This window comes from Pseudomonas sp. LBUM1640, from assembly GCF_059716225.1.
Map to the genome: position 1 here is coordinate 4,022,717 of NZ_CP166816.1, position 24,324 is coordinate 4,047,040.

Below are 24,324 nucleotides of genomic sequence, written 5' to 3' on the forward strand. Positions count from 1 at the left end.
TCAAGACACCACCTCCCCAATCACCACCCCTTCCAGCCACCACCGCGACAACCCCACCACATTCGGCGCCTTAAGCAACGTAAAGTGGTTCCCCGGCCCATACCAAACCTGCAACCCACTCCCCTGCCGCCGCCACCCCTCAACCATCAACCCCTGCTCCCGCTGATTCCCCGCCGCATCCAGCGAAGGATCCTCAGCCAACACCAACCGCACCACCCCGTTATAACGCTGCAAAGGCCGATACACCGTGCGCAACGCCGCCGCATACGTGCGCGCCGGCCCGTCCATGGCATCCACCGCAGAGCGCCCCGGCAACAACCCCACACCCACCATCCCGGCATGCAAGCCCTTGCGCTGCGCCACTTCATCACGCCCGGCAAAATCCACCGGGTCGATACCCAGCGACTTCCCAGCCGCCAACTGCATCGCCTCGATCAACCGCAACAACGCCGCCGTGGTCGTATAAGGCTTACCCGAGCCCCCCGGCGATTCACTGTCAATCACCGTCAACGACGCCACCTCGCGGCCCATCGCCTGCAACCGCAGCGCCATCTCCAACGCCACCCAGCCGCCAAACGAATGCCCCACCAAATGCACCGGCCCCTGCGGGCACTCCTGCGCCAGCGCCGCCAGATAACACCGCGCCGCCGCTTCCACCTGGCTATGCGGCACCCCCTCGCCATCCAACCCGCGCGGTTGCAGCCCAAACAACGGCCAGTCACGCCCCAGCGCCTCACTCAACCCCACAAACCCCGTGACGCTATCCCCCGCCCCCGGCACACAGAACACCGGCGCATACCCCGCCCGCCCACTCTGAATGCGCAACAACGGCTGATGCGCCGCCTCAGCCACCGGCACACCCACTGCCAGCGCCTCAGTCATCGCACGCCCCAACGCCTGAATATGCGGCGCCTGCATCATGCTCTGGTGATCCCCCGGCACCTGCACCTGGCGCAATTGCCCCGGCGCCAACGCGTCCTCCCAACCCAGCGAAACACTGCGCCGCGACAACTCGGTCGGCCGCTCCTGCGCGCTGAACAGGTGCACCGCCACCGGCAGTGGGAACAGGCTGTAATGCGCCAACGCATGCCCATGCCCGACCTCACGCTGGATAAAACTCAAGAGGTCCGCGTCCGCAGCCGCTGCCATTTGCGCGTATAGCAAACCTTCATCGCGACAGCGTTGCAGCAGACCCGCAAAGTCCAGCTGTCCAATGCCTGCCTCCAAGTAGTCAAGGCTCGCCAGCTCATCCACACCTCCCTGTGCTTTCCAATACGCCGTGCACTGCAACAGCAAATGCCGCTTGAGGGCATCCGGCCCGCTCCAACGCGTCTTGCCCTGGTCGGTCATGCGCGGCACGTAACTGTCGATCAAACCGAGGAAGGCCACCGCCTCATCCAGCCCCAACAACTGCATCGCCACTTCGTAGGCCAACACGCCACCAAACGACCAACCCGCGAGCCGGTACGGCCCATGGGGCTGGATACCCCGAATCAGCCCGACCATGCGCGCCGCCAGACCTTCCATGGTGTTCAGGTGCGACTCGCCAAGCGCCGCGCCCGGCAGGCCGTAAATGGGGTAGTCACCGGGCAGGTGCTGGCCCAGCGCCGGGAAGTACACATCCATGCCGCTGAACTCGTGCACCAGAAACAGCGGCGGCTGCGAGCCGCTGCTGCGCACGGTAATCACCGAACTGTCGCGCACCGGCTGATCCGTGCGCTGGTGCAACATCGCGGCAACGCAGGCCACGCTGGCATGCTGGAACAGCTCGGCCAGGGACACCTGCAACCCCGCTTCTTCCATCAGGTTGACCAGTCGGATCGCCAGCAACGAATGCCCGCCCAGCTCGAAGAAGCTGTCATGCCGCCCGACCTGGTCGAGCTTCAATACCTCGGCCCACAGTTGCGCCAGGATCTGCTCCAACGCATCGGCCGGTGCTTCGAAATCGCGGCGGTTCAACGCGCCCAAGGCCGGAACCGGCAAGGCTTTGCGATCAATCTTGCCGTTGGCCGTCAGCGGCAGATGCTCAAGCGGCACGTAGGCCGACGGCACCATGTAGTCCGGCAATTGGCTGTGCAGATGCGCACGTACGCTGTCGACCTCGGCGGGTTCGCCCGCCCAGGTGAAGTACGCCACCAGGCGCTTGTCACCCGGCACGTCTTCACGCGCCAGCACCACCACTTCCTGAATGCCCGCAAACGTCGCCAGGCGCGCCTCGATCTCGCCCAGCTCAATGCGAAAACCACGGATCTTGACCTGGTCGTCATTGCGCCCGATGCACGCCAGCAGGCCGTCCGCCGTCCAACGGCCAAGGTCGCCGGTGCGGTACATCAAGGCGCCTGGGTTGAACGGGTCTCGCACAAACTTTTCAGCGCTCAGCTCAGGCCGGTTCAAATAGCCCTTGGCCACGCCGTCGCCGCCGATGCAGATCTCACCAGTCACCCCCACGGGCACCGGTTGCTGCCAAGCATCCAGCACATGGATCTGCGTGTTGGAAATCGGCCTGCCGACGGGCACGCTGTCGGCGTCCTCGGCAAGTGTGCGCACTTCATACGTGGTGGCGTAGGTGGTGGTTTCGGTCGGCCCGTAGCAATGCACCAACCGCAAGCCCGGCGCCTGGGCCAGTAGACTGCGGAACGCCGCCGGGTCGGCACGCTCGCCGCCGCACAGCAGGATGCGCAAGCCGGCCAGCGCCTCAGGCATCATCTGCACGTATTGGTTGAACAGCGCGGTGGTCACAAACAGCACCGTCGCGCCTTGCAGCGCAATGCCGAAGGCGCGCGGGTCGAGCAGGGTCGCATGGTCGATCACCTGCACCTGGCCGCCGTTGAGCAATGGGCCCCACACGTCCATGGTGCTCGCGTCGAACGCCGGGTTGGAGGCGAAGACCACGCGGTCCGCTGCGTTGAAGTCGGCATAGCCGTTGTTGAGCACCAGCCGCGTGATACCGCGATGCGGCACCAACACGCCCTTGGGCGTGCCGGTGGAGCCGGAGGTGTACATGATGTACGCCACGCTGTCCGAAGACTGCGACAAATCCGGGTTGTGGCTGGGTTGCGGGTCCAGAGCCAGCGTGTCGAGGTCCAGGCGCCGTGCCGGGTATTCAACGACCGTCTCGCTGTGGGTCAGCAACCACGCCGCGCCGCTGTCTTGCAGCATAAAGCCCTGGCGTTCGGCGGGCGCGTTGATATCCAACGGCACATAGGCCGCCGCGCATTTAAGCACGGCCAGTTGGCTGACCAGTAAATCCATGCAGCGCGGCAGCAGGATCGCCACCGTGTCGGCGGGCCGAACACCCAGGCTCAACAGGTGATGGGCCAGACGGTTGGCGCGAGTGTTCAACTCACCGTAACTCCACGCCTGCTCGCCCTGCAGCACCGCCACAGCGTCAGGGCGCGCCTGGGCCTGGGCTTCAAACAGCCTCTGCACCGTGTGCTCACGGGGGAACGCACGGGTGGTGGCGTTGAACGCCAGCAGCTGTTCGCGTTCGGCGGCGGGCAGGACCGGCAAGCGGCTGATGGCGGTTTGAGTGTTGTGCTCCAGCGCCTGCACCAGTTGCTCCAGCGCGACCTGCAGGTAGTTGCACAAACGCCCGGTGCCCTGCCCCATGGCTTGCAGGCTGAAACCCTCACCGAGGTCATCCACACTCACCGACAACCCGTAATTGGTGTGTTCCTCGGCTTTCAGCAGTTGAATACCTTGCCATGCCGCGGCCACACCACCCTGTTGCGGCGCACTGTGACGGTAGTTGAACAGCACGTTGAACAATGGCGTCGCTACCGGCACCGCGCTGCAGCGCTGGGCCAAGGCCAGGGGCGCGTGCTCATGGCTGAGCAACTGGGTGAGACGCGCATGGGTAGCGCGCAACGCGGTTCGCACCGTGTGTTCACCCAGGTCGACGCGCAACGGCAACGTGTTGATAAACACGCCCATGGCCCGCTCGGCGCCTTCGCCACCTTGCAGGCGGCCGAGCATCACGGTGCCGAACACCACCTGCTCGCGGCCGCTGACTTTGCCCAACACCTGCGCCCAGGCCAGGTGCATCAGGCTCGCGGCGCTTACGCCCGCTTGGCGAGCCTGGGTACGCAGGCGTTGGCTCAAATCAAGGTCAATCGCCAGATGGGCTTTTTCAGTGCCGCCCAGGTCCTCGACCTCGGTGGGTTCGTCGATTTCGCCCAGCATTTCGCGCAAGAACGTTTCGTGATCGTCAACACCCAAACGGGTCTGGGCCACGTAATTGCGGTACGGCACCGCAGCGTCCAACTCATCCTCTCGGCCCAACAAAAACGCCTGCATTTCGTGCTGCAGGATATCCAGTGCGATGTGGTCCATCACCAGGTGATGGAACAGCAACGTCGCCACCACGCGCTGCGGTTCCTGCAGGTAAACCAGACGCATCAGGGGCGCTTGCGCCAGGTCGAGACGTTCCGGCAGCGGGCCTGTTTCCACGCTTAACCTGGCGTCACGCCAAACCACCTGCACCGGCTCTTCCAGGCCCTCCCAATGCAAGGATGAGCGCAACACATCATGGCGCTGGATCACCGCCTGCAACGCACGGGCGAAGGCCTCCAGCCTCAGCAGGCTGTCGAAGGCAAACTGCGCCTGCAGCAGGTACGCATCGCCTGTCGAGACGGCGCGATGGTGATAGAGAATGCCGGCCTGCAGCGGCGCCAGCGGGTAAATGTCCTGCACATTCGCCGCGCCGCCGGGGATGCTCGCAACGATGCGGTCGATAGCCGCTTGATCCAGCTGGACCAACGGCAGCATGGCCGGGGTGATCTGCGTGCAATCGGCAGCAATGCGATTGGCCGGCACCGCGACTTCGCGACCAGCGCCCAGGGTCGCCGCCAATGCCGAGAGTGTCGGCTGGCCAAACAGCCCCTTCACATCCGCTGACAACCCAAGGCGACGCATGCGCCCCATCAAGCTGACGGCCAGCAGCGAGTGCCCGCCCAGTTCGAAGAAGTTGTCGTGACGGCCCACATGCTCCACGTTGAGCAACTCGGCCCAGAGGCTGGCCAAGGCAATTTCCGTGTCGCCCTGAGGCGCTTCGTACTCGCGCACCACCACTGAGTCCGGGCCAGGCTCCGGCAAGGCTTTACGGTCGAGCTTGCCGTTGGGGCTCAGCGGCAGCGCGTCAAGGTGCACGAACATCGCCGGCACCATGAACTCCGGCAGGTGCTGCAGCAGATGGCTGCGCAGCGCGTCAATTTCGCTGCGCGCGCCAGTGTAGTAAGCCACCAGGCGTTGCTCGCGAGCCACCACGGCGGCTTCATTGACCGACGGATACTCGGTCAACCGCGCCTGGATTTCCCCCAGTTCAATGCGCAAACCACGGATTTTCACTTGGTCATCATTGCGCCCCAGGTACTCGATATTGCCGTCGGGCAAATAGCGCCCGACGTCACCGGTGCGGTACATCCGCCCGTTGTTAAACGGGTCGTTGAGGAAACGCTCAGCCGTCAGCTCCGGCCGGTTCAGATACCCACGCGCCACTTGCACGCCACCGATGAACAGCTCACCCACCACGCCCAGCGGCACTGGCTGCAACTGGCTGTCGAGCAGATACATGCGTGTATTGGCGATGGGCTTGCCGATTGGCGTGTTGTCCGGCGTCAGCGGGCCTGTGCAATTCCACGCGGTAACGTCGACTGCCGCTTCGGTCGGGCCATACAGGTTATGCAACTCACTGCCCGGCAACTGCTGTTTGAAGCGCCGCACCAGGCTGCCCGGCAAGGCTTCGCCGCTGCACATCACGCGCACCAGGCCGGCTGCCTGACTCACGTCACCGTGCGCCAGGAATACATCGAGCATCGACGGCACAAAGTGCAGCGTGGTGATCTGTTCGGCCTCGATCACTTCACACAAGTACTCCGGCTCTTTATGCCCGCCTGGGCGCGCCATCACCAAGCGCGCGCCGGTCAACAGCGGCCAGAAGAACTCCCATACCGACACGTCGAAGCTGAACGGGGTTTTCTGCAGCACCGTGTCATGCGTCTTGAGGCCATATTCGTCCTGCATCCACAGCAGTCGGTTGACTACGCCGCGGTGTTCGTTGATCACGCCTTTGGGCTGGCCGGTGGAACCGGAGGTGTAGATGACATACGCCGTGACGCCCTCTGCGCCGGGGTTGGCAACGGGTTGCTGCTGCCAGCAGGGCTGGTCCAGATCGACCACCGGCACCGCGCCCAGCAACTCGCGGGTAGAACCCTGCGCCAGCACCACGACCGGCGCGCTGTCCTCCAGCATGTAGGCGAGGCGTTCCAGTGGATAGGCCGGGTCCAGCGGCACATAGGCGGCGCCGGTCTTGAGAATCGCGTACAGCCCGACGACCATCGCAAGGCCGCGCTCCACGCAGATCGCCACTCGCGAATCTGCCTGCACGCCAAGCGCCAGCAGGTGATGGGCCAACTGATTGGCCTGCGCGTTGAGTTCGGCATAGGTCAGTTGCTGCTCGCCGGACTTGACCGCAACCGCGTCCGGTGTGCGTTTCACCTGCGCTTCGAACAGCCCGTGCAGGGTTTGGTCGAGGTTGTAAGTCACCTGCGTGGCGTTGAAATCAACCAGCAGGTGCTGACGTTCACGCTCATCCACCAACGGCGCATGCTCAAGCACCGCCTGGTCGTTATCGACCATGGCCTGCAGCAGGCGCGTGAAATAGCCGACGTAACGCTGCACGGTCGACTGATCAAACAGCGCCACCGCATATTCCAATGCGCCGAGAATGCTGCCCTGCACTTCGCTGAGGTTGAGCGACAAATCGAACTTGGCAAAGTGGCTGTTCTCGACAATGCCTTCCAAGGCCAGGTCGCCCAGCGCCAGGGTCGGCGCACTGCTGTCCTGCCAGGTCAGCAAGGTCTGGAACACCGGGCTATGGGCCAGGCTACGCGTTGGCCGAGTGATCTCCACCACCTGTTCAAACGGCAGGTCCTGATGGGCCTGGGCCTCCAGCGTCAGCGCCTTGACCCGCGCCAACAGCGCCTCGGTGCTCAACCCACCCGAGGTGTCGATGCGCACCGCCAGGGTGTTGACGAACAGGCCGATCAAGCCTTCGACTTCACTGCGCGTGCGGTTGGCCACCGGCGAGCCGATCACCAGATCGTGCTGCCCGGACAGCCTGGCCAGCAACGCGGCCCAGGCCGTCATCATGGTCATGTAGAGCGTGGTGCCATGGCGTTGGCTCAAGGCCTTGAGCCCAGCGGTGAGGCGTTCGTCCAGGCGCACTTCGACGCTGCTGCCCGCGTAGTCCTGTTGCGCAGGGCGCGGGCGGTCAGTGGGCAAGGTGAGCAAGGCCGGCGCACCCGCCAGGGCCGTTTGCCAATAGCTGCTCTGGCGCTGCAGCACTTCGCCGCTGAGCCACAAACGCTGCCACACGGCAAAGTCGCCGTACTGGATCGCCAGCGCCGGCAACGGGTCAGGCAGGCCGTGGCTGTACGCTTGATACAGCGCCATCAGCTCGCGGGTCAGTACGCCCATCGACCAGCCATCGGAGACAATGTGGTGCAAGGTCAGCAACAGCACATGGTGATCGTCGGCCATTACCACCAGCCGCCCGCGCAGCAGCGGGCCGCGCTCCAGGTCAAACGGTGCCGAGGCTTCGCCGTGGATCAAGGCGTCCAACGCCTGCTGCGGTTGTGGGTGGCGGCGCAGGTCCTGCACTTGCAGCGGCAGTACGTCTTCGGCGGGCACGATCAGCACCTTGGCATCGTCGCCGTGCTGGGCGAAACGGCTGCGCAGGGTTTCGTGGCGCGCAACAATACGCGCCAGCGCCCGTTGCAGCGCCTCGACATGCAACTGCCCACGCAGGCGCAGGCCGATAGGGATGTTATAAGCGGTGTTGGCGCCTTCCATCAGCGCCAGGAACCACAGGCGCTGCTGGGCGAAAGACAGCGGCACGTCTTCATCGCGGTTGGCCGGCAGAATATCCGGCAAGGTGCTGCGCCCCGCCTGGGCCAGCACTTCGGCGACTGCCGCCAGCTCGGCATTGGCAAACAGGTCGCCGAGGATCAATTCGACACCCAAGCGCTGACGCACCTGGGAAACCATGCGCATCGCCAGCAGCGAGTGACCGCCCAGTTCAAAGAAATGATCGCGGCGCCCGACGCGCTCTACTTGCAGCACATCGGCCCAGATCTGCGCCAGTACGCTTTCGATCTCGCCCTGGGGCGCTTCGTACCCGCGGGTGAATACAGCGGCCATGTCCGGCGCCGGCAAGGCCTTGCGGTCGAGTTTGCCATTGGCAGTCAAAGGTAATGCGTCAAGCTTCACATAGGCGACCGGGACCATGTAGTCCGGCAGGTGCGCCACCAGATGGGAGCGAATGTCGCCTACGGCCAGCGCGTCGAGCTGAGCGTTTTCGGTGAAGTAAGCCACCAGCCGCTCTTCACGCACCAACACCACCGCTTCCTGAATGCAGGGCAATTGGTTGAGCTGGGTTTCGATCTCGCCCAATTCGATGCGCACGCCACGGATCTTCACCTGGTCGTCATTACGCCCAAGGTATTGGAGAGTGCCGTCTGGCAACCAGCGCGCCAGGTCGCCGGTTCGGTACATGCGCCCGGCGTTGAACGGGTCTTGCAGGAAACGTTCGGCGGTCAGCTCGGGGCGGTTCAGGTAACCGCGCGCCACGCCTTTGCCGCCCACATACAGCTCACCGGCCACACCCAGCGGCACCGGCCGTTGCTGCTCATCCAACAGGTACACGGTGGCATTGGCAATCGGTTTGCCGATGTGCAGCGGCTGGCCTGCCTCGACCTTGCCGGAGGTGGCGACCACCGTGGCCTCAGTCGGCCCGTAGTTGTTGATCAACTCGAAACGCTGGGCGCGCGAGAACTGGCGCAGGCGATCGCCGCCGATCAGCAAGGTGCGCAACGTCGGGTGTTCGATCTGTTGGCTGAAGGCGTACTCGGCCACCGGCGTGGGCAGGAAGCACACGTCCAACGGTTGCGCGCACCACCAGGCCAGCAAGGCGTCGATGTCTTCGGCGCCGTCATTGGCCGGTGGCAGGTGCAAGGTCGCGCCGACACACAGCGCCGGCCACACTTCCCAGGCCATCGCATCAAAGCCGAAACCGGCGACGCTGGCGGTGTGGCGCCCGGCGCACAGGTCAAAGGCGCGGCAATGCCAGTCGACCAGGTTGGCCACGGTGTGGTGTTCGACCATCACACCTTTGGGCAGGCCGGTGGAACCCGAGGTGTAGATCACATAGGCGAGGTTCGATGGCGTGACATTGACATTAGGGTTGCTCGCCGAGTGGTGCTGCCAGGTGAAGCGGTCCAGGTTGATCACCGGCACGTCCACTGCGGGCAGGCGCGCCAGCAGCGACTGCTGGGTCAACACCGCCACCGGCGCGCTGTCGGTCAGCAGGTAATGCAGGCGTTCGGCCGGGTGCGACGGATCGACCGGCACATAGCAGGCGCCCGCTTTGAGAATCGCCAGCAGCCCGGCCAGGGTGTCCAGGCCACGGCGGGCGACGATGGCCACGCGGTCGTCGGGTTTGACCCCCAGCGCCAGCAGGTGATGGGCCAGCAGGTTGGCTTGTTGGTTCAGATCGGCGTAGGTCAGCTGGCGGCCTTGGTGCACGGCGGCGACAGCCTCGGGCGTGAGCGCGGCCTGGGCCTCGATACGCGCATGCAGCGTGGTGCCTTGCGTGAAGTCGGCCTGGGTCGCGTTGAACTGCTCCAGCAGCTGGTGTTGCTCGGCGGCGGGCACTACCGAGACCTGATTGAGCGGTGTGTGCGGCGCCTGCTCCAGCGCAGTCACCAGGTTTTCCAGCGCGGTTTGCAGGTAGGCGCAGATGCGCTGCGGGTCTACCAACGTGCTGGCCAGCAGGCTCAGGCCGAAGCCTTCGCCGAGGTCATCCACACTCAACGTCAGCGGATAGTTGGTGCGCTCTTCGGCACTCAACGCCGCGATCCCTTGCCAGGCCGACACGGCTTGCGCGCTGGCGGCCGGGGCACTGTGGCGGTAGTTGAGCAAGGCGCTGAACAGCGGCGTCGGCGCCACCACGCCGCTGCAGCGCTGGGCCAGGGCCAACGCGGCGTGTTCGTGGCGCAGCAAGGTGGTCAGCCGCGCATGCGTGGCCTTGACCCCGGCGCGCACGTCCTCGGCGCCGACGTCCACGCGAAACGGCAGCGTGTTGATGAAAATCCCCAGCGCCCGATCGGTGTCATGGCTGCCTTGCATGCGGCCCATCAATACCGTGCCGAACACCACGTGTTCTTTACCGGCCAACACCCCCAGTACCTGCGCCCAGCCCATATGGAACAGACTGGCGGCGCTCACACCCAGCAGCCGGGCTTGCGCACGCAAACGCTGGCCCAGCGCTGGCGCCAACGGCAGGCTGACCTCGGCAATCCCGCGCGCATCGCCCTGCACATCCTGCAGGCCAAACGGCAAGGTCGGCTCGATGATGTCGCCGAGCATCTGGCGGAAGAAACTTTCGTGTTCCTGCTCGCTGATCCCCAACCGCGCCTGCGCCACATAGTTGCGAAACGGCACAGCCTGGCCCAAGGCTGCGCCCTGCCCTAAGAGGCATGCTTGCAGTTCATGGCACACCACTTCGAGGGCACTGTGGTCGAGGGCCATGTGATGAAACAGCAACGTGGCAACGATGCGCTGATGGGGCGGGTCGTCGGCACGTACCAGGCGCAGCAACGGCGCCTGGGTCACGTCAAGGCGATAGTGGCGGGCGTCAAATCGCGCGTGCAACTGGGCGGCGATATCGCCGTCGGCCGGGTCCAGCGCCAGGGCCTGCACCGGCAGTTGCGCCCTGCGCCAAACCACTTGTGACGGCTCTTGCAAACCGTCCCAGACCACGCCGGTACGCAGGATGTCGTGGCGGTCCATCACGCGTTGCAAAGCCTGAGCGAATGCCTCGAAGCGCGCCAGGCTGTCGAACGAAAACTGCGACTGCATCACATACGGGTCGCCCTGCTCGGCACTGACATGGTGGAACAGAATGCCTTCCTGCAATGGCGCCAGCGGGTAGATATCCTGGATATTCGCCACACCGCCCTCCACCGTGGCGACGATGCGATCAATCTCGTCCTGGCTCAGCGTCGACAGCGTCAGCATGGCCGGCGTGATGCGCTCGGCGCCCGCCGGGATGCCATTGGCGGGCACTTGCACTTCGCCAGCCTTGGTCGCCGAATACTCGCCGGCCTTGATCAACTCGATCAACGCCGGCTTGTGCTCGCGCAACGCGGCGAGGATCGCCGGGTCGCTCAACGCTTGTTTGTTGCCTTGCACCGACAACTGCTCGCCCTTGAGCGCCAGTTGGATGTCCTTGGTTTTCAGCGTCGCCAACAGCTCAGAAAGGCTCACAGGACGATCTCCATTCGTTCGGTTATGGCGGCGTAGCCGGCCAGGGTCGGCTGCTCGAACAGCGCCCGCACGTCGCATTCCAGGCCTGCCTGACGCAAGCGCCCGATCAAGCTCACGGCGAGCAGCGAGTGCCCGCCCAGTTCAAAGAAGTTGTCATGGCGCCCTACGCGCGCCACGTTGAGCAGTTCGGCCCATAGCTTGGCCAGCAGGATCTCGGTGTCACCTTGCGGCGCGACGTACTCGCGCACGCTCAGCGCGTGCATGCCCGGCGCAGGCAAAGCCTTGCGGTCGAACTTGCCGTTGGGGCTCAGCGGCAGCGCGTCGAGGTGCATGAACAGCGCGGGCACCATGAAGTCCGGCAGGTGCTGCAGCAGGTGGGCACGCAGCTGTTCAATGCCGGCGGGCACGCCGGTGTAGTAAGCGACCAACCGGTCTTCGTGGGCCACCACAGCCGCTTCGTTAACCTGCGGATGCTCCAGCAGCCGCGCCTGGATTTCGCCCAGTTCGATGCGCAGACCACGAATTTTCACCTGATCATCGTTGCGGCCCAGGTACTCGATATTGCCGTCGGGCAAGTAGCGGCCGACGTCACCGGTGCGGTACATACGGCCGTGGGTGAACGGGTCATTGAGGAAGCGTTCGGCGGTCAGCTCAGGGCGGTTCAGATAACCGCGCGCTACTTGCACGCCGCCGATAAACAACTCGCCGACCACACCCAATGGCACCGGCTGTAATTGCGCATCCAGCAGGTACATGCGCGTGTTGGCAATCGGTTTGCCGATGGGCGTGTTGTCCGGTACGTCGGGGCGCGCGCAGTTCCAGGCGGTCACGTCCACCGCCGCTTCGGTCGGGCCATACAGGTTGTACAGGCCGCTTCCCGGCAGCTGCTGCTTGAAGCGCCGCACCAGGCTGCCCGGCAAGGCTTCGCCGCTGCACATCACCCGCACCAGCCCGGCCGCCTGGCTGACATCGCCGTGGGCGAGGAATACATCCAGCATCGACGGCACAAAGTGCAGCGTGGTGATCTGTTCGGCTTCGACCACTTCGCACAGGTATTCAGGCTCTTTGTGGCCGCCTGGGCGCGCCATTACCAGTCGCGCACCGGTGAACAGCGGCCAGAAAAATTCCCATACCGACACGTCGAAGCTGAATGGGGTTTTCTGCAGCACCGCGTCATGGGCTTTGAGGCCGTAAGCGTCCTGCATCCACAGCAGGCGGTTGACCACCCCGGCGTGCTCGTTGATCACGCCTTTGGGCTGGCCGGTGGAGCCGGAGGTGTAGATCACGTAGGCCTGGTGCTGGGCGGTAAGGCCCGGTACCTGGGGATTGCCGGCGGGCTGGTGCTGCCAGGCGCTGTGGTCCAGGTTGATCACCGGCACATCACCCAGTAACTCACGGGTCGCGCCTTGCGCCAGCACCACCACCGGCGCGCTGTCTTGCAGCATGTAGGCCAGGCGCTCGCGTGGATACGCCGGGTCCAGCGGCACATAACCGCCGCCGGCCTTAAGGATGGCGAACAGGCCGATAACCATATCCAGGCCACGCTCGACGCAGATACCCACCCGCGAATCCGGCTGCACGCCACGTTCAAGCAGGTGATGGGCCAGGCGGTTGGCGCGCTCGTTGAGCTCGCTGTAGGTCAGGTGTTGGTCAGCGGCCTTGACCGCCACGGCCTGCGGCGTGCGCGCCACCTGGGCTTCGAACATACCGTGCAAGGTTTGCTCAAGGTTGTAGTTCACCTCGGTCGCGTTGAACTCCACCAGCAGTTTTTGCCGTTCCTCACTGCCCAGAATCGGCAAGCGATTGAGCGCCTGATGCGGCGCCTGCTCCAGCGCTTCGACCAGCCCGGCCAAGGCAATCTGCATATAACCGCACACCCGTTGCGCGTCGACTTGCGCCAAGGCGGTGACGTCGTAACCATCGCCCAGGTCATCCACGTTCAAGGTCAGTGGGTAGTTGGTGCGCCCGTCGTTGACCAGCGTCTGCATGCCTTCCCAGGCTTGCTGCGCGTCGGCGGAGCGCGTCGCGACGCCGCGATGGCGATAGTTGAGCATCGAGCTGAACAGCGGCGCCGGTGCCGCCACGCCGCTGCAACGCTGGGCCAGGGCCAGGGACGCGTGTTCGTGCCCCAGCAACGCGGTAAGGCGCCCATGGGTGGCACGGACGGCGGCGCGGGCGCCCTGTTCGTCGATATCCAGGCGCAGCGGCAAGGTATTAATGAACACCCCAAGCGCGCGGTCGACGCCCTCTGCGCCTTGCATACGGCCGACCAGCACGGTGCCGAACACCACGCTGGCGCGACCCGAGGTGGCCGCCAGCACTTGACCCCAGGCCAGGTGGAACAGGCTGGCCGTGCTCACGCCGAGCAAGCGCGCCTGGGCGCGCAGGCGACGGTTGAGGTCGCTGTCCAGGCGCAGGCAGTGTTCTTCGATGGCGCTGCCGTCGCCGCGCACGTCCTGCAAGCCGAACGGCAAGGTCGGTTCATCGACATCCCCGAGCATCTCGCGAAAGAACGCTTCATGTTCCTGCTCGCTCACACCCAGGCGCGCCTGGGCCACGTAGTTGCGGTACGGCATCGGCGGCGCCGTTGGCGCTGGCTGGCCGAGCAAGTGGCCCTGCATTTCGCGCAGCACCACGTCGAAGGCGGTGTGGTCGAGGACGATATGGTGATAGAGCAACACCACCACCACACGCTGATTGGCCGGGTCCTGGGCGTACTTCAGGCAGATCAACGGCGCCTGACTGATATCCAGGCGATAGCGTCGCGCATCAAAACGCTCATGCAGGCCGGCCAGTACATCACCTTGCAGGTGCAGCTCTTCAAGCGGTAATTCAGCCTGGCGCCACACCACTTGCAGCGGTTGCGCCAGGCCTTCCCAGACCACGCCGGTGCGCAGGATGTCATGGCGATTGATGACCCGTTGCAGCGCCTGGGCGAAGGCGTTCAGGCGCTCAATGCTGTCGAAGGCCAGGTGCGATTGCAGCAGGTACGGGTCGCCCTGCTCGGCGGTGATGTAGTGGTAGAGAATACCTTCCTGCAACGGCGCCAGCGGGTAGATGTCCTGCACATTGGCAGCGCCGCCTGGTACGCGGCTGACGACCTGATCAATCGTCGATTGGTCGAGTTCAACCAACGGCAACATGTCCGGGGTAATGCGCTGGCAGTCGGCAGCAATGCGGTTGGCCGGCACCTGCACTTCGCGGCCACTGCCGACTGCACCAGCCAGCGCAGCCAGGGTTGGCTGGCTGAACAGCACGCGCACATCGGCACTCAGGCCGACCTGGCGCATGCGCTCGATCAGGCTGACGGCCAACAGCGAATGGCCGCCCAGTTCAAAGAAATGGTCGTGGCGACCGACTTGTTCGACTTGCAACACCTCAGCCCAGATCCGCGCCAAGGTGGTTTCCACCGAGCCTTCAGGCGCTGCATAGTCGCGGCTGAGCAACGCGGCTTGATCAGGTTGCGGCAGGGCCTTGCGGTCCAGCTTGCCGTTGGCGGTCAGCGGCAGCGTGGCGAGTTTGACGTAGGCCGCTGGCACCAGCGCGTCGGGCAGCTGTTCTTGCAGCTGCGCATGCAGGGTTTCAATCGCCAGCGGGTATTTTTCGGTGAACCAGGCCACCAGGCGACCCTCGCGCACCAGCACCACGGCTTCACCGATGCCGTCGAGTGCCGCCAGGCGGCTTTCGATTTCGCCGAGTTCGACGCGCACGCCACGCACTTTGACCTGGTCGTCGTTACGGCCCAGGTATTCGATATTGCCGTCGGGCAACCAACGCGCCAGGTCGCCGGTGCGGTACATGCGCCCGCTGTTGAAGGGGTCTTGCAGGAAGCGTTCGGCGGTCAAATCGGCGCGGTTCAAATAGCCCCGCGCCACGCCGCTGCCGCCCACATACAGCTCACCGGCGACCCCCACCGGCACCGGGCGCAGTTGCGCGTCCAGCACGTAGACACTGGCATTGGCGATGGGCCGGCCGATATGCAGCGCCTGCCCGGCCCGCACGCGGCCCGAGGTGGCGACCACCGTGGCTTCGGTTGGCCCGTAGTTGTTGATCACCGCAAAACGCCGCTCATGGTTGAACTGGCGCAGGCGATCACCGCCGATCAGCAGGATGCGCAAGGTCGGGTGCTGCAGGTTCTGGCTAAATGCGTACTCGGCCACCGGGGTCGGCAGGAAGCTGACATCCAGCGGCTGCGCCAGCCACCAGGCGAGCAATTCGTCGATGTTTTCATTGCCGACCTCGGCGGGCGGCAGGTGCAGGATGGCACCTGCGCAGAGTGCCGGCCAGACTTCCCACGCCATGGCGTCGAAGCCAAACCCGGCGACGCTGCTGGTGTGGCTGCGCGCGTCCAGCCCAAAGGCCTCGCAATGCCAGTGCACCAGGTTTTCCACGGTGCAGTGTTCCACCATCACACCTTTGGGCTGGCCGGTGGAGCCGGAGGTGTAGATCACGTACGCCAGGTGCGCCGGGGTCAGGGTGGCCAGTTGTGGGTTGCCGATGGGCTGATGCCGCAAGCGTTCGTCGAACAGGTCCACAGTGGCCTGCGCGCCCAATAGGTCACGGGTGCTAGCCTCGGCCAATACCGCTATCGGCGCGCTGTCCTGCAGCAGGTAGGCGATACGCTCGGCGGGGTAAGCCGGGTCGATGGGTACGTAGCCTGCGCCGGCCTTGAGAATCCCCAGCAGCCCCACCAGCATCTGCGGGCCACGGCGGCAGCAGATTGCCACGCGGTCGTCGGGTTGCACGCCAAGTGCCAGCAAGTGATGGGCCACCTGGTTGGCGCGCTGATTGAGTTGCTGATAGGTCAGGACTTCGCCGTCCTGCTGCACGGCAATCGCGTGGGGCTGGCGTTCCACCTGGGCTTCGAAGGCGCCGTGCACGGTGTGCCCGGTTGGGAAGTCCGCGGCGGTCGCGTTGAATTCGCGCAGCAGGGTGTCGCGTTCTGCCAGGGGCAAAACAGGCAGTTGGTTGAGTGCAGTTGACGCCGAGTTTTCCAAGGCCGCCACCAACTGCTCCACGGTGCTGTGCATATAGCCGCACAGGCGCTGGGCGCCGATCTGCGGCAGCGCCAGCACAGTCAGAGCAAAGCCTGCGCCGAGGTCGTCGACGCTGAGGGTCAGCGGGTAGTTGCTGCGCTCCTCACCGCCGAGCAGTTGCACGCCTTCCCAGATGCCCTGGCCATCGCGGGCCATTTCACCGGGGGTGCTGTGGCGGTAATTGAGCAAGGCGCTGAACAACGGCACGGCCGTCGGTACGCCGCTGCAACGCTGGGCGAGCGCCAGGGATGCGTGCTCGTGACCGAGCAGTGCGCTCAAACGCGCATGGGTGGCCTTGACCGCAACGGCAGCGCCGACGGCCACGTCGACGCGCAGCGGCAAGGTGTTGATGAACATGCCCAACGCACGGTCGGCGCCCTCACCAGCTTGCATACGGCCCATCAGCACGGTGCCGAACACCACATCATCACGCCCGGCCACCAACCCCAGCACTTGCGCCCAGGCCAGGTGCATCAGGCTGGCGGCGCTGACACCCAATACCCGCGCCTGCTCACGCACACGCATTGCCAGTGATGCGTCCAGGTGCAGCTGCGCCTCTTCGATATCGCGGCCATCGCCCTGCACATCCTGCACGCCAAACGGCAAGGTCGGCTCATCGACATCGGCGAGCATCTCGCGGAAGAACTGCTCATGCTCGGCCACGCTGACACCGAGGCGCGCCTGCGCTACGTAATTGCGGAACGGCGCCGCTTCGGGCAGCGCGTCCGATTGTTTGAACAGGAACGCGCGCATTTCCTGGCCGACTACTTCCATGGCGGTATGGTCCAGCGCCAGGTGGTGGAACAACAGGATCGCCGCTACCCGATTGTTCGCCGGGTCTTGTGCGTAGACCATGCGCAGCAACGGCGCCTGGGTGATGTCGAGGCGGTAGTGACGGGCATCGAAGCGTGTGTGCAGCTGCTCGATGATGCCACCGTCAGCCGGGTTCAAGGCGACCTCCTGCACCAGCAGTTGCGCGTCACGCCAAACCACTTGCACCGGGTTGTCCAGGCCTTCCCAGACCACGCCGGTACGCAGGATGTCGTGACGGGCTACGACCTGTTGCAACGCGCCCATAAAAGCGTGCAAACGTTCGAGGCTGTCGAACGCCATGCGCGATTGCAGCAGGTACGGGTCGCCCTGCTCGGCGCTGATATGGTGATAAAGAATGCCTTCCTGCAACGGCGCCAGCGGGTAGATGTCCTGCACATTGACCGCACCGCCCGGCACCGTCGCGACGATGCGCTCGATAGCGGCCTGGTCGAGCTGCACCAGCGTCAACATCGACGGTGTGATGTACGTGCAGCCCGCGGGAATGCCATTGGCCGGCACCCCTATTTCACGGCCGCTGCCCACTGCCGCCGCCAATGCCGCGAGGCTTGGCTGGCTGAACAACACGCGCACGTCACAGCTCAGGCCGACCTGGCGCATGCGTTCAATCAGGCTCACCGCGAGCAACGAATGCCCGCCCAACTCAAAGAAATGATCATGGCGCCCGACGCGCTCAAGTTTGAGCACGTCCTGCCAGATCTGCGCCAGCTGGGTTTCCACTTCGCCTTGCGGTGCCTCGTAACCGCGGCTGAGCAACGCGCTCTGGTCCGGCACCGGCAAGCCCTTACGGTCGAGTTTGCCGTTGGCGGTCAACGGCAGCAGCTCCAGCCACACGTAGGCCGACGGCACCATGTAATCCGGCAACTGGCCTTGCAGATGAGCGCGCAGTGCTTCGATGTCCAACGGAGCCTGGGCGGTGTAGTACGCCACCAGGCGCTTGTCACCCGGCTCGTCTTCGCGGGCCAGCACCACGGCGTCTTTCACACCGGGGAAGGCGGCCAGGCAGGCTTCGATTTCACCGGGCTCAATGCGGTAACCGCGAATCTTCACTTGCAGGTCATTGCGCCCCTGGTACAGCAAGGTGCCGTCCGCCTGCCAACTGGCCAGGTCGCCCGTGCGGTACAGCAGGCCGTCGCCGAAGGGGTTCGGGATAAACTTTTGCGCGCTCAATTGCGGCTGGTTCAAGTAACCCTTGGCCACGCCTGCGCCGCCGATATACAGCTCACCGACCACGCCCAGCGGCAGCGGTTGCTGGCGCGCATCCAGTACGTAGGCCTGGGCATTCGCAATCGGCCGGCCAATCGGGATGCCGCCCTCGCCCAGCGTGGTGATTTCAAATGTCGTAGAGAACGTGGTGGCTTCGGTCGGCCCGTAGCCGTTGAGCAGATGCTGGGGTTTGCCGTGCTTGAGCACGCGGCCGATCACCTGCGGGTCGAGCACATCGCCGCCGACGATCAGGTAGCGCAACTGGCGGAACACCACCAGCAACGCGTCGGCGTATTGATGGAACAGGCCGGCAGTCATCCACAACACGCTGACGGCTTGCTCCTGCAACAGCGAGGCAAACGCCGCCTGGGACAGCAGCACGGCATGCTCGACCACTACCACACAGCCGCCATTGAGCAATGGCGCCCACACTTCGAGGGTGCTGGCGTCGAACGCCGGGTTGGAGGCAAAGGCCACGCGATCACGTTCGTTGAAATCGGCATAGCCGTTGTTCAGCACCAGCCGCGAGACCGCGCGATGCGGCACTTGCACGCCTTTGGGTGCGCCAGTGGAACCGGAGGTGTACATGATGTACGCCACGCTTTGCGAGGACTGCGCCAGGTCCGGGTTGCGCGGCGACTGCGCGTCCAGGTTCAGGTCGGCCAAGCTATTGAGTACACGATGCGCGCCGCTGTCTTGCACGATAAAGGCTTGACGCTCGACGGGGGCGTTGATGTCCAGCGGCACATACACTGCTGCGCACTTGAGGATCGCCAGTTGGCACACCAGCAAATCCAGCGAGCGTGGCAGTGCAGTCGCCACGCTTTCCCCAGGCTGTACACCCTGATTGATCAAGTGATGGGCCAGGCGATTGGCGCGACGATTGAGGTCGCGATAGCTCAACGACAACGCGCCATGCACCGCCGCCACGGCTTCGGGGCGCGCCAGTGCCTGGGCCTCGAATAGCTGATGCACGGTGAGCTGCGACGGGTATTCACGGGCGGTGGCGTTGAAGCCCACCAGCAGTTGGTGGCGTTCGGCAGCCGGCAGAATCGACACCGCCTGCAAGGGCGTGGTCGGCGCTTGTTGCAACGCCGTCACCAAGTGGCCCAGCGCGGTGAGCATATAGTCGCCCACGCGCTGTACGTCCACGCTGGCCACGCCCTGCACCGTCAGCGCAAAGCCTGTGCCCAGGTCATCCACGTTGAGCACCAACGGGTAGTTGCTGCGCTCTTGGGAACTGAGAATCTCGATACCGGAGGCGGCAAACGGGCTGTCTCCCGGGGCTTCGCCCGGCGCGCTGTGGCGGTAGTTGAGCAAGGTGCTGAACAACGGCTGCGAACCCGCTACGCCGCTGCAACGCTGGGCCAGTGACAGCGAGGCGTGCTCATGCCCGAGCAACTGCGCGAGGCGCGCGTGGGTGGCGCGCGCACCGGCTTGCACGCTGACGGCGCCAAGGCTGACGCGCAGCGGCAAGGTATTGATGAACATCCCCAGCGCTCGGTCGGCGCCCGCGCCGCCTTGCATGCGGCCCAGCAACACGGTGCCGAAGACTACGTCTTGCTGGCCGCAGACTTGCGCCAGCACCTGGGCCCAGGCCAGGTGCACCAGGCTGGCGGTGCTCACGCCGAGTTGCCGCGCTTGTTCGCGCAGGCCCTGGCTGAGTGCCGGTGCCAATGGCAAGTGCGCTTCGACGATGCCGCTGCCGTCGCCATTCACGTCCTGCACACCGAACGCCAGTGTCGGCTCATCCATGTCGCCGAGCATGTCGCTGAAGAACGCTTCATGTTGCGCCTGCGTGACGCCCAGGCGCGCCTGGGCCACGTAGTTGCGGTACTGCACCGCGTCCGGCAGGTGCGCGCTGTTACCGGCCAGGCTGGCACTCATTTCTGCGACCAGCACTTGCAAGGCGGTGTGGTCGAGCAGGATGTGGTGCAGCAGCAGAATGCCGACGTAGCCGCCCGCTTGCTGGGCGTAACCAAAATGCATCAGCGAGGCGCGCGACAGGTCGAGGCGATAGTGGCGAGGGTCGAAGCGTTGTTGCAGCTGCGCCAGGGCGTCAACACCGTGCACGTCGATGCGCTCAACCGCCAGAGGCGCCTGGCGCAACACCACTTGCACCGGCTCATCGAGGCCTTCCCAGAGAATGCTGGTACGCAGGATGTCATTGCGTTCGATCACGCTGTGCAGCGCGTGGATAAGCGCGTCCACCGCGGTTTGGTCAGCGAAGCTGAACTGCACCTGCAACACGTAGGGGTCGCCTTCGGTGGTTGCCAGGTGGTGGTAAAGAATGCCCGCTTGCAGGGGCGCCAGGCCGTAGATGTCCTGCACATTGGCGATGCCGCCAGGCACGCTGTTGACGATGTGGTCGATCGCGGCCTGGTCCAGGTCCACCAGCGGCAGCATGCCCGGCGTGATCTGTTCGCTCGTCGTGCTGATCAGGTTGGTTGGCACCTGCACTTCCTGCTGGCCGCCCACCGCCGCCGCAAGCGCAGCCAGTGTGGGTTGGCCGAACAGCACGCGTACATCGGCGCTCAAGTCCACCTGACGCATGCGCTCGATCAGTTTGACCGCCAGCAGCGAGTGGCCGCCGAGTTCGAAGAAGTTGTCGTCACGGCCGACCTTGTCGAGCTTCAGCAAGTCCTGCCAGATAGCCGCGATGGCGGTTTCTACCGCGCCTTGCGGCGCCGCGTAGTCACGCCGCGCCAATGCGTCGGCATCCGGGGCCGGCAAGGCCTTGCGGTCGAGTTTGCCGTTGGTGGTGAGCGGGAATTTATCCAGCAATACGAAGGCGCTTGGCACCATGTAGTCGGCCAGGCTCAGCAGCAAGTAGTCGCGCAGTTCGGCAGCCCCGAGTTCACGCTCGGCGATCACGTAGGCCACCAGGCGCTTGTCACCCGGCACGTCTTCGCGGGCGATCACCACAGCGTCACGCACGCCATCGGCGGTGGCCAGGCGGGCCTCGATTTCGCCCAGCTCGATACGGAAACCGCGGATCTTCACCTGGTCGTCGTTGCGCCCCAAATACTCGACACTGCCGTCCGCCAGCAGGCGGCCGAGGTCGCCGGTCTTGTACATGCGCAGGCCCGTGGCCGGGTCGGCCAGGAAGCGTTCGGCGTTGAGCGCGTCACGGTTCAGATAACCGCGCGCCACCCCGGCGCCGCCGACGTACAGCTCGCCGACCACGCCAACCGGCAAGGGTTCGCGGCGTTCGTCCAACACATACAGCTGCAGGTCGGGAATGCGCACACCAATCGGGCTGACGCCGACCAACTGCGCGTCCGCCGCTTCCAGCGCGCGGTAGGTGACGTGCACGGTGGTTTCGGTGATGCCGTACATATTGACCAGTTGTGTACCAGCGTTGATGGCGCGGGCATACCACGGCTTGAGCATGCCCGGCTCAAGGGCTTCGCCGCCAAAGATCACTTGGCGCAAGGAATGGGCCTGGGCGCTTTGCGCCGCGATCAACTGGCGGAACGCGCTGGGCGTCTGGTTAAGGATGCTCACACCGGCCTCGCAGATCAGCGCGTAGCACTCATCCGGCGAACGGCTGACCAGTTGCGGCACGATCAGCAATTGGCCGCCGTGCATCAGCGCGCCCCAGATTTCCCACACCGAGAAGTCAAAGGCGAACGAATGGAACAGCGCCCACACATCGTTGTGGTTGAAGCCGAACCAGTGCTGGGTGGCAGTGAACAGCCGCGCCACTTGGCGGTGTTCGATCATCACGCCTTTGGGCAGGCCGGTGGAGCCGGACGTGTAGATCACGTAAGCCAGGCTGGCCGGGCTGAGGTTCAGGCGCGGGTTGACGATGGATTCGCCGCGCAGGCTGTTGAGGTCGATCTGCGTCAGCTCGCCCATCAGATGGCGAGTATTGGCTTGCACCAGCACGGCCAACGGTTCGCTGTCGGCCAGGGTGTAGGCAATGCGCTCCAGCGGGTAAGCCGGGTCAATCGGCACGTAACCGGCGCCCGCCTTGAGGATGCCCAGCAGGCCGATGATCATCTCGGGGCCGCGCTCTACGCAGATCGCCACGCGGTCATCCGGGCGCACGCCTTGGGCCAGCAGGCGGTGGGCGACCTGGTTGGCGCGTTCGTTGAGTTGGCGATAGGTCAGGCGCTGACTGCCGAAGCGCAGGGCGATGGCTTCGGGGTGCGCGGCGGCATGGGTTTCGACTTGCTGGTGGATCAGCGCGGTGTCGGTGTAGTGCGTGGGGCTTTGGTTGAGGCCGTGCAGCAGATGGTGGCGCTCGGCGTCGGGCAGGATGTTCAGGCCGCTCAGCGGCTGATCCGGTCGCTGTTCCAGGGCATCGGCCAGGCTTTGCAGCGCGGTATGCAGGTAGCCGGCGACGCGCTGGGCGCCGATGCTCGCGTCGACCATGACGGTCAGCGCAAAGTCTTCGCCCAAATCATCCACGTTGACGGTCAGCGGGTAGTTGGTGCGCTCCTCGGCGCCCAGCACCTGGATGCCTTCGGCGACGTCGATGACGGCGGCCATATCGGTGGCGGCGCTGTGGCGGTAGTTGAGCATCGCGCTGAACAGCGGCGTCGGCGCCGCCACACCACTGCAACGCTGGGCCAAGGCCAGGGACGCATGTTCATGATTGAGCAAGGTGGTGAGGCGTTCATGGGTGGCCTTGACCCCGGCGCGCACGCCCTGCTCGCCCACATCCACGCGCAGCGGCAAAGTGTTGATGAACATGCCCAACGCCCGTTCACCGCCCTCGCCTGCGCCCATGCGGCCAAGCATCACGGTGCCGAACACCACCGCGTCGCGCCCGGACACCACGCCCAATACGCGCGCCAACGCCAGGTGCATCATGCTCGCCACGCTCACGCCAAGGGGGCGCGCCAAGCTGCGCAGGCGACGGCTGAGAGCGCTGGCCACCGGGACGCGCGCCTCATCAATGCCCTGCCCATCGCCCTGCACATCCTGCAAGCCGAAGGGCAGGGTTGGCTCATCAATATCCGCCAGCATCTCGCGGAAGAACGCCTCATGCGCCTGCTCACTGACGCCATGGCGCACCTGGGCGATGTAGCTGCGAAACGCAACCGGCTCACCGGCCTGGGCTTGCTCACCGGCCAGGTACAGCTGGATTTCGTGGCGCACCACATCGAGGGCGGTGTGGTCGAGGATGGTGTGGTGGAACAGCAGCATCGCCACCACGCGCTGGTTGGCCGGGTCATCGGCAAACACCAGGCGCAGCAGCGGCGCCTGGCCCAGGTTCATGCGGTAGGTGCGCGCGTCGTAGCGCGCCAGCAGTTGGGCCAGAGCGTCGCCACCAGTCAAATGTGCCTCTTCGCACGCCAGGGTTGCCTTGCGCCACACCACTTGCAGCGGCTCGTCGAGGCGCTCCCAGGCCATCGAGGTGCGCAGGATATCGTGACGGTCGATCACCCATTGCAGCGCTTGCGCGAAGGCGTCGAGGCGCGCACGGCTGTCGAACACAAATTGTGCGTGCAGCACGTAAGGGTCGCCTTGCTCCGCCGAAAGGTGGTGGTAAAGCATGCCTTCCTGCAGCGGCGCCAGCGGGTAAATATCCTGCACATTCGCCGCGCCGCCGGGGATGGCCGCGACGATGCGGTCGATAGCCGGCTGGTCGAGGTCGACCAGCGCCAGCATGTCCGGGGTGATGCGATACGCCGGGCTCAGCCAGTCGCCGCCCTGTGCGGCCACCCACTCAAGCAAGCGCGGCTTGTGCGCGACCAATTGATCCCACAGCGCGTCGTCCAGCGCTTCGTCGTCACCCAGGATGATCAGGTCGCCTTCTTCCAGTTGCAGACGGATCGCGTGGGTGGAAATCGCTGCCAATAATTCGCTGAACTGCATGGGGTAACCTGCCTGATAAGTCACGGTGGAGGAGAAAGTCCGTTTTCAGCTGCCGTTTGGATCGGGTGTGCTGGGCGCCTGTAAAAAGCAGGCACAG

General features: G+C 64.9%; 2 protein-coding genes. Both read right to left on the reverse strand.

All coding sequences use genetic code 11. The features are described from left to right. Entirely contained in the window at positions 1-11,325 is an 11,325-nt protein-coding gene (locus ACA065_RS17865) for an amino acid adenylation domain-containing protein (RefSeq protein WP_497690839.1), read from the reverse strand. Next, entirely contained in the window at positions 11,322-24,227 is a 12,906-nt protein-coding gene (locus ACA065_RS17870; protein WP_497690840.1) for an amino acid adenylation domain-containing protein, read from the reverse strand. The genes ACA065_RS17865 and ACA065_RS17870 overlap by 4 nt, the downstream gene beginning before the upstream one ends. Positions 24,228-24,324 lie beyond the last annotated feature (97 nt).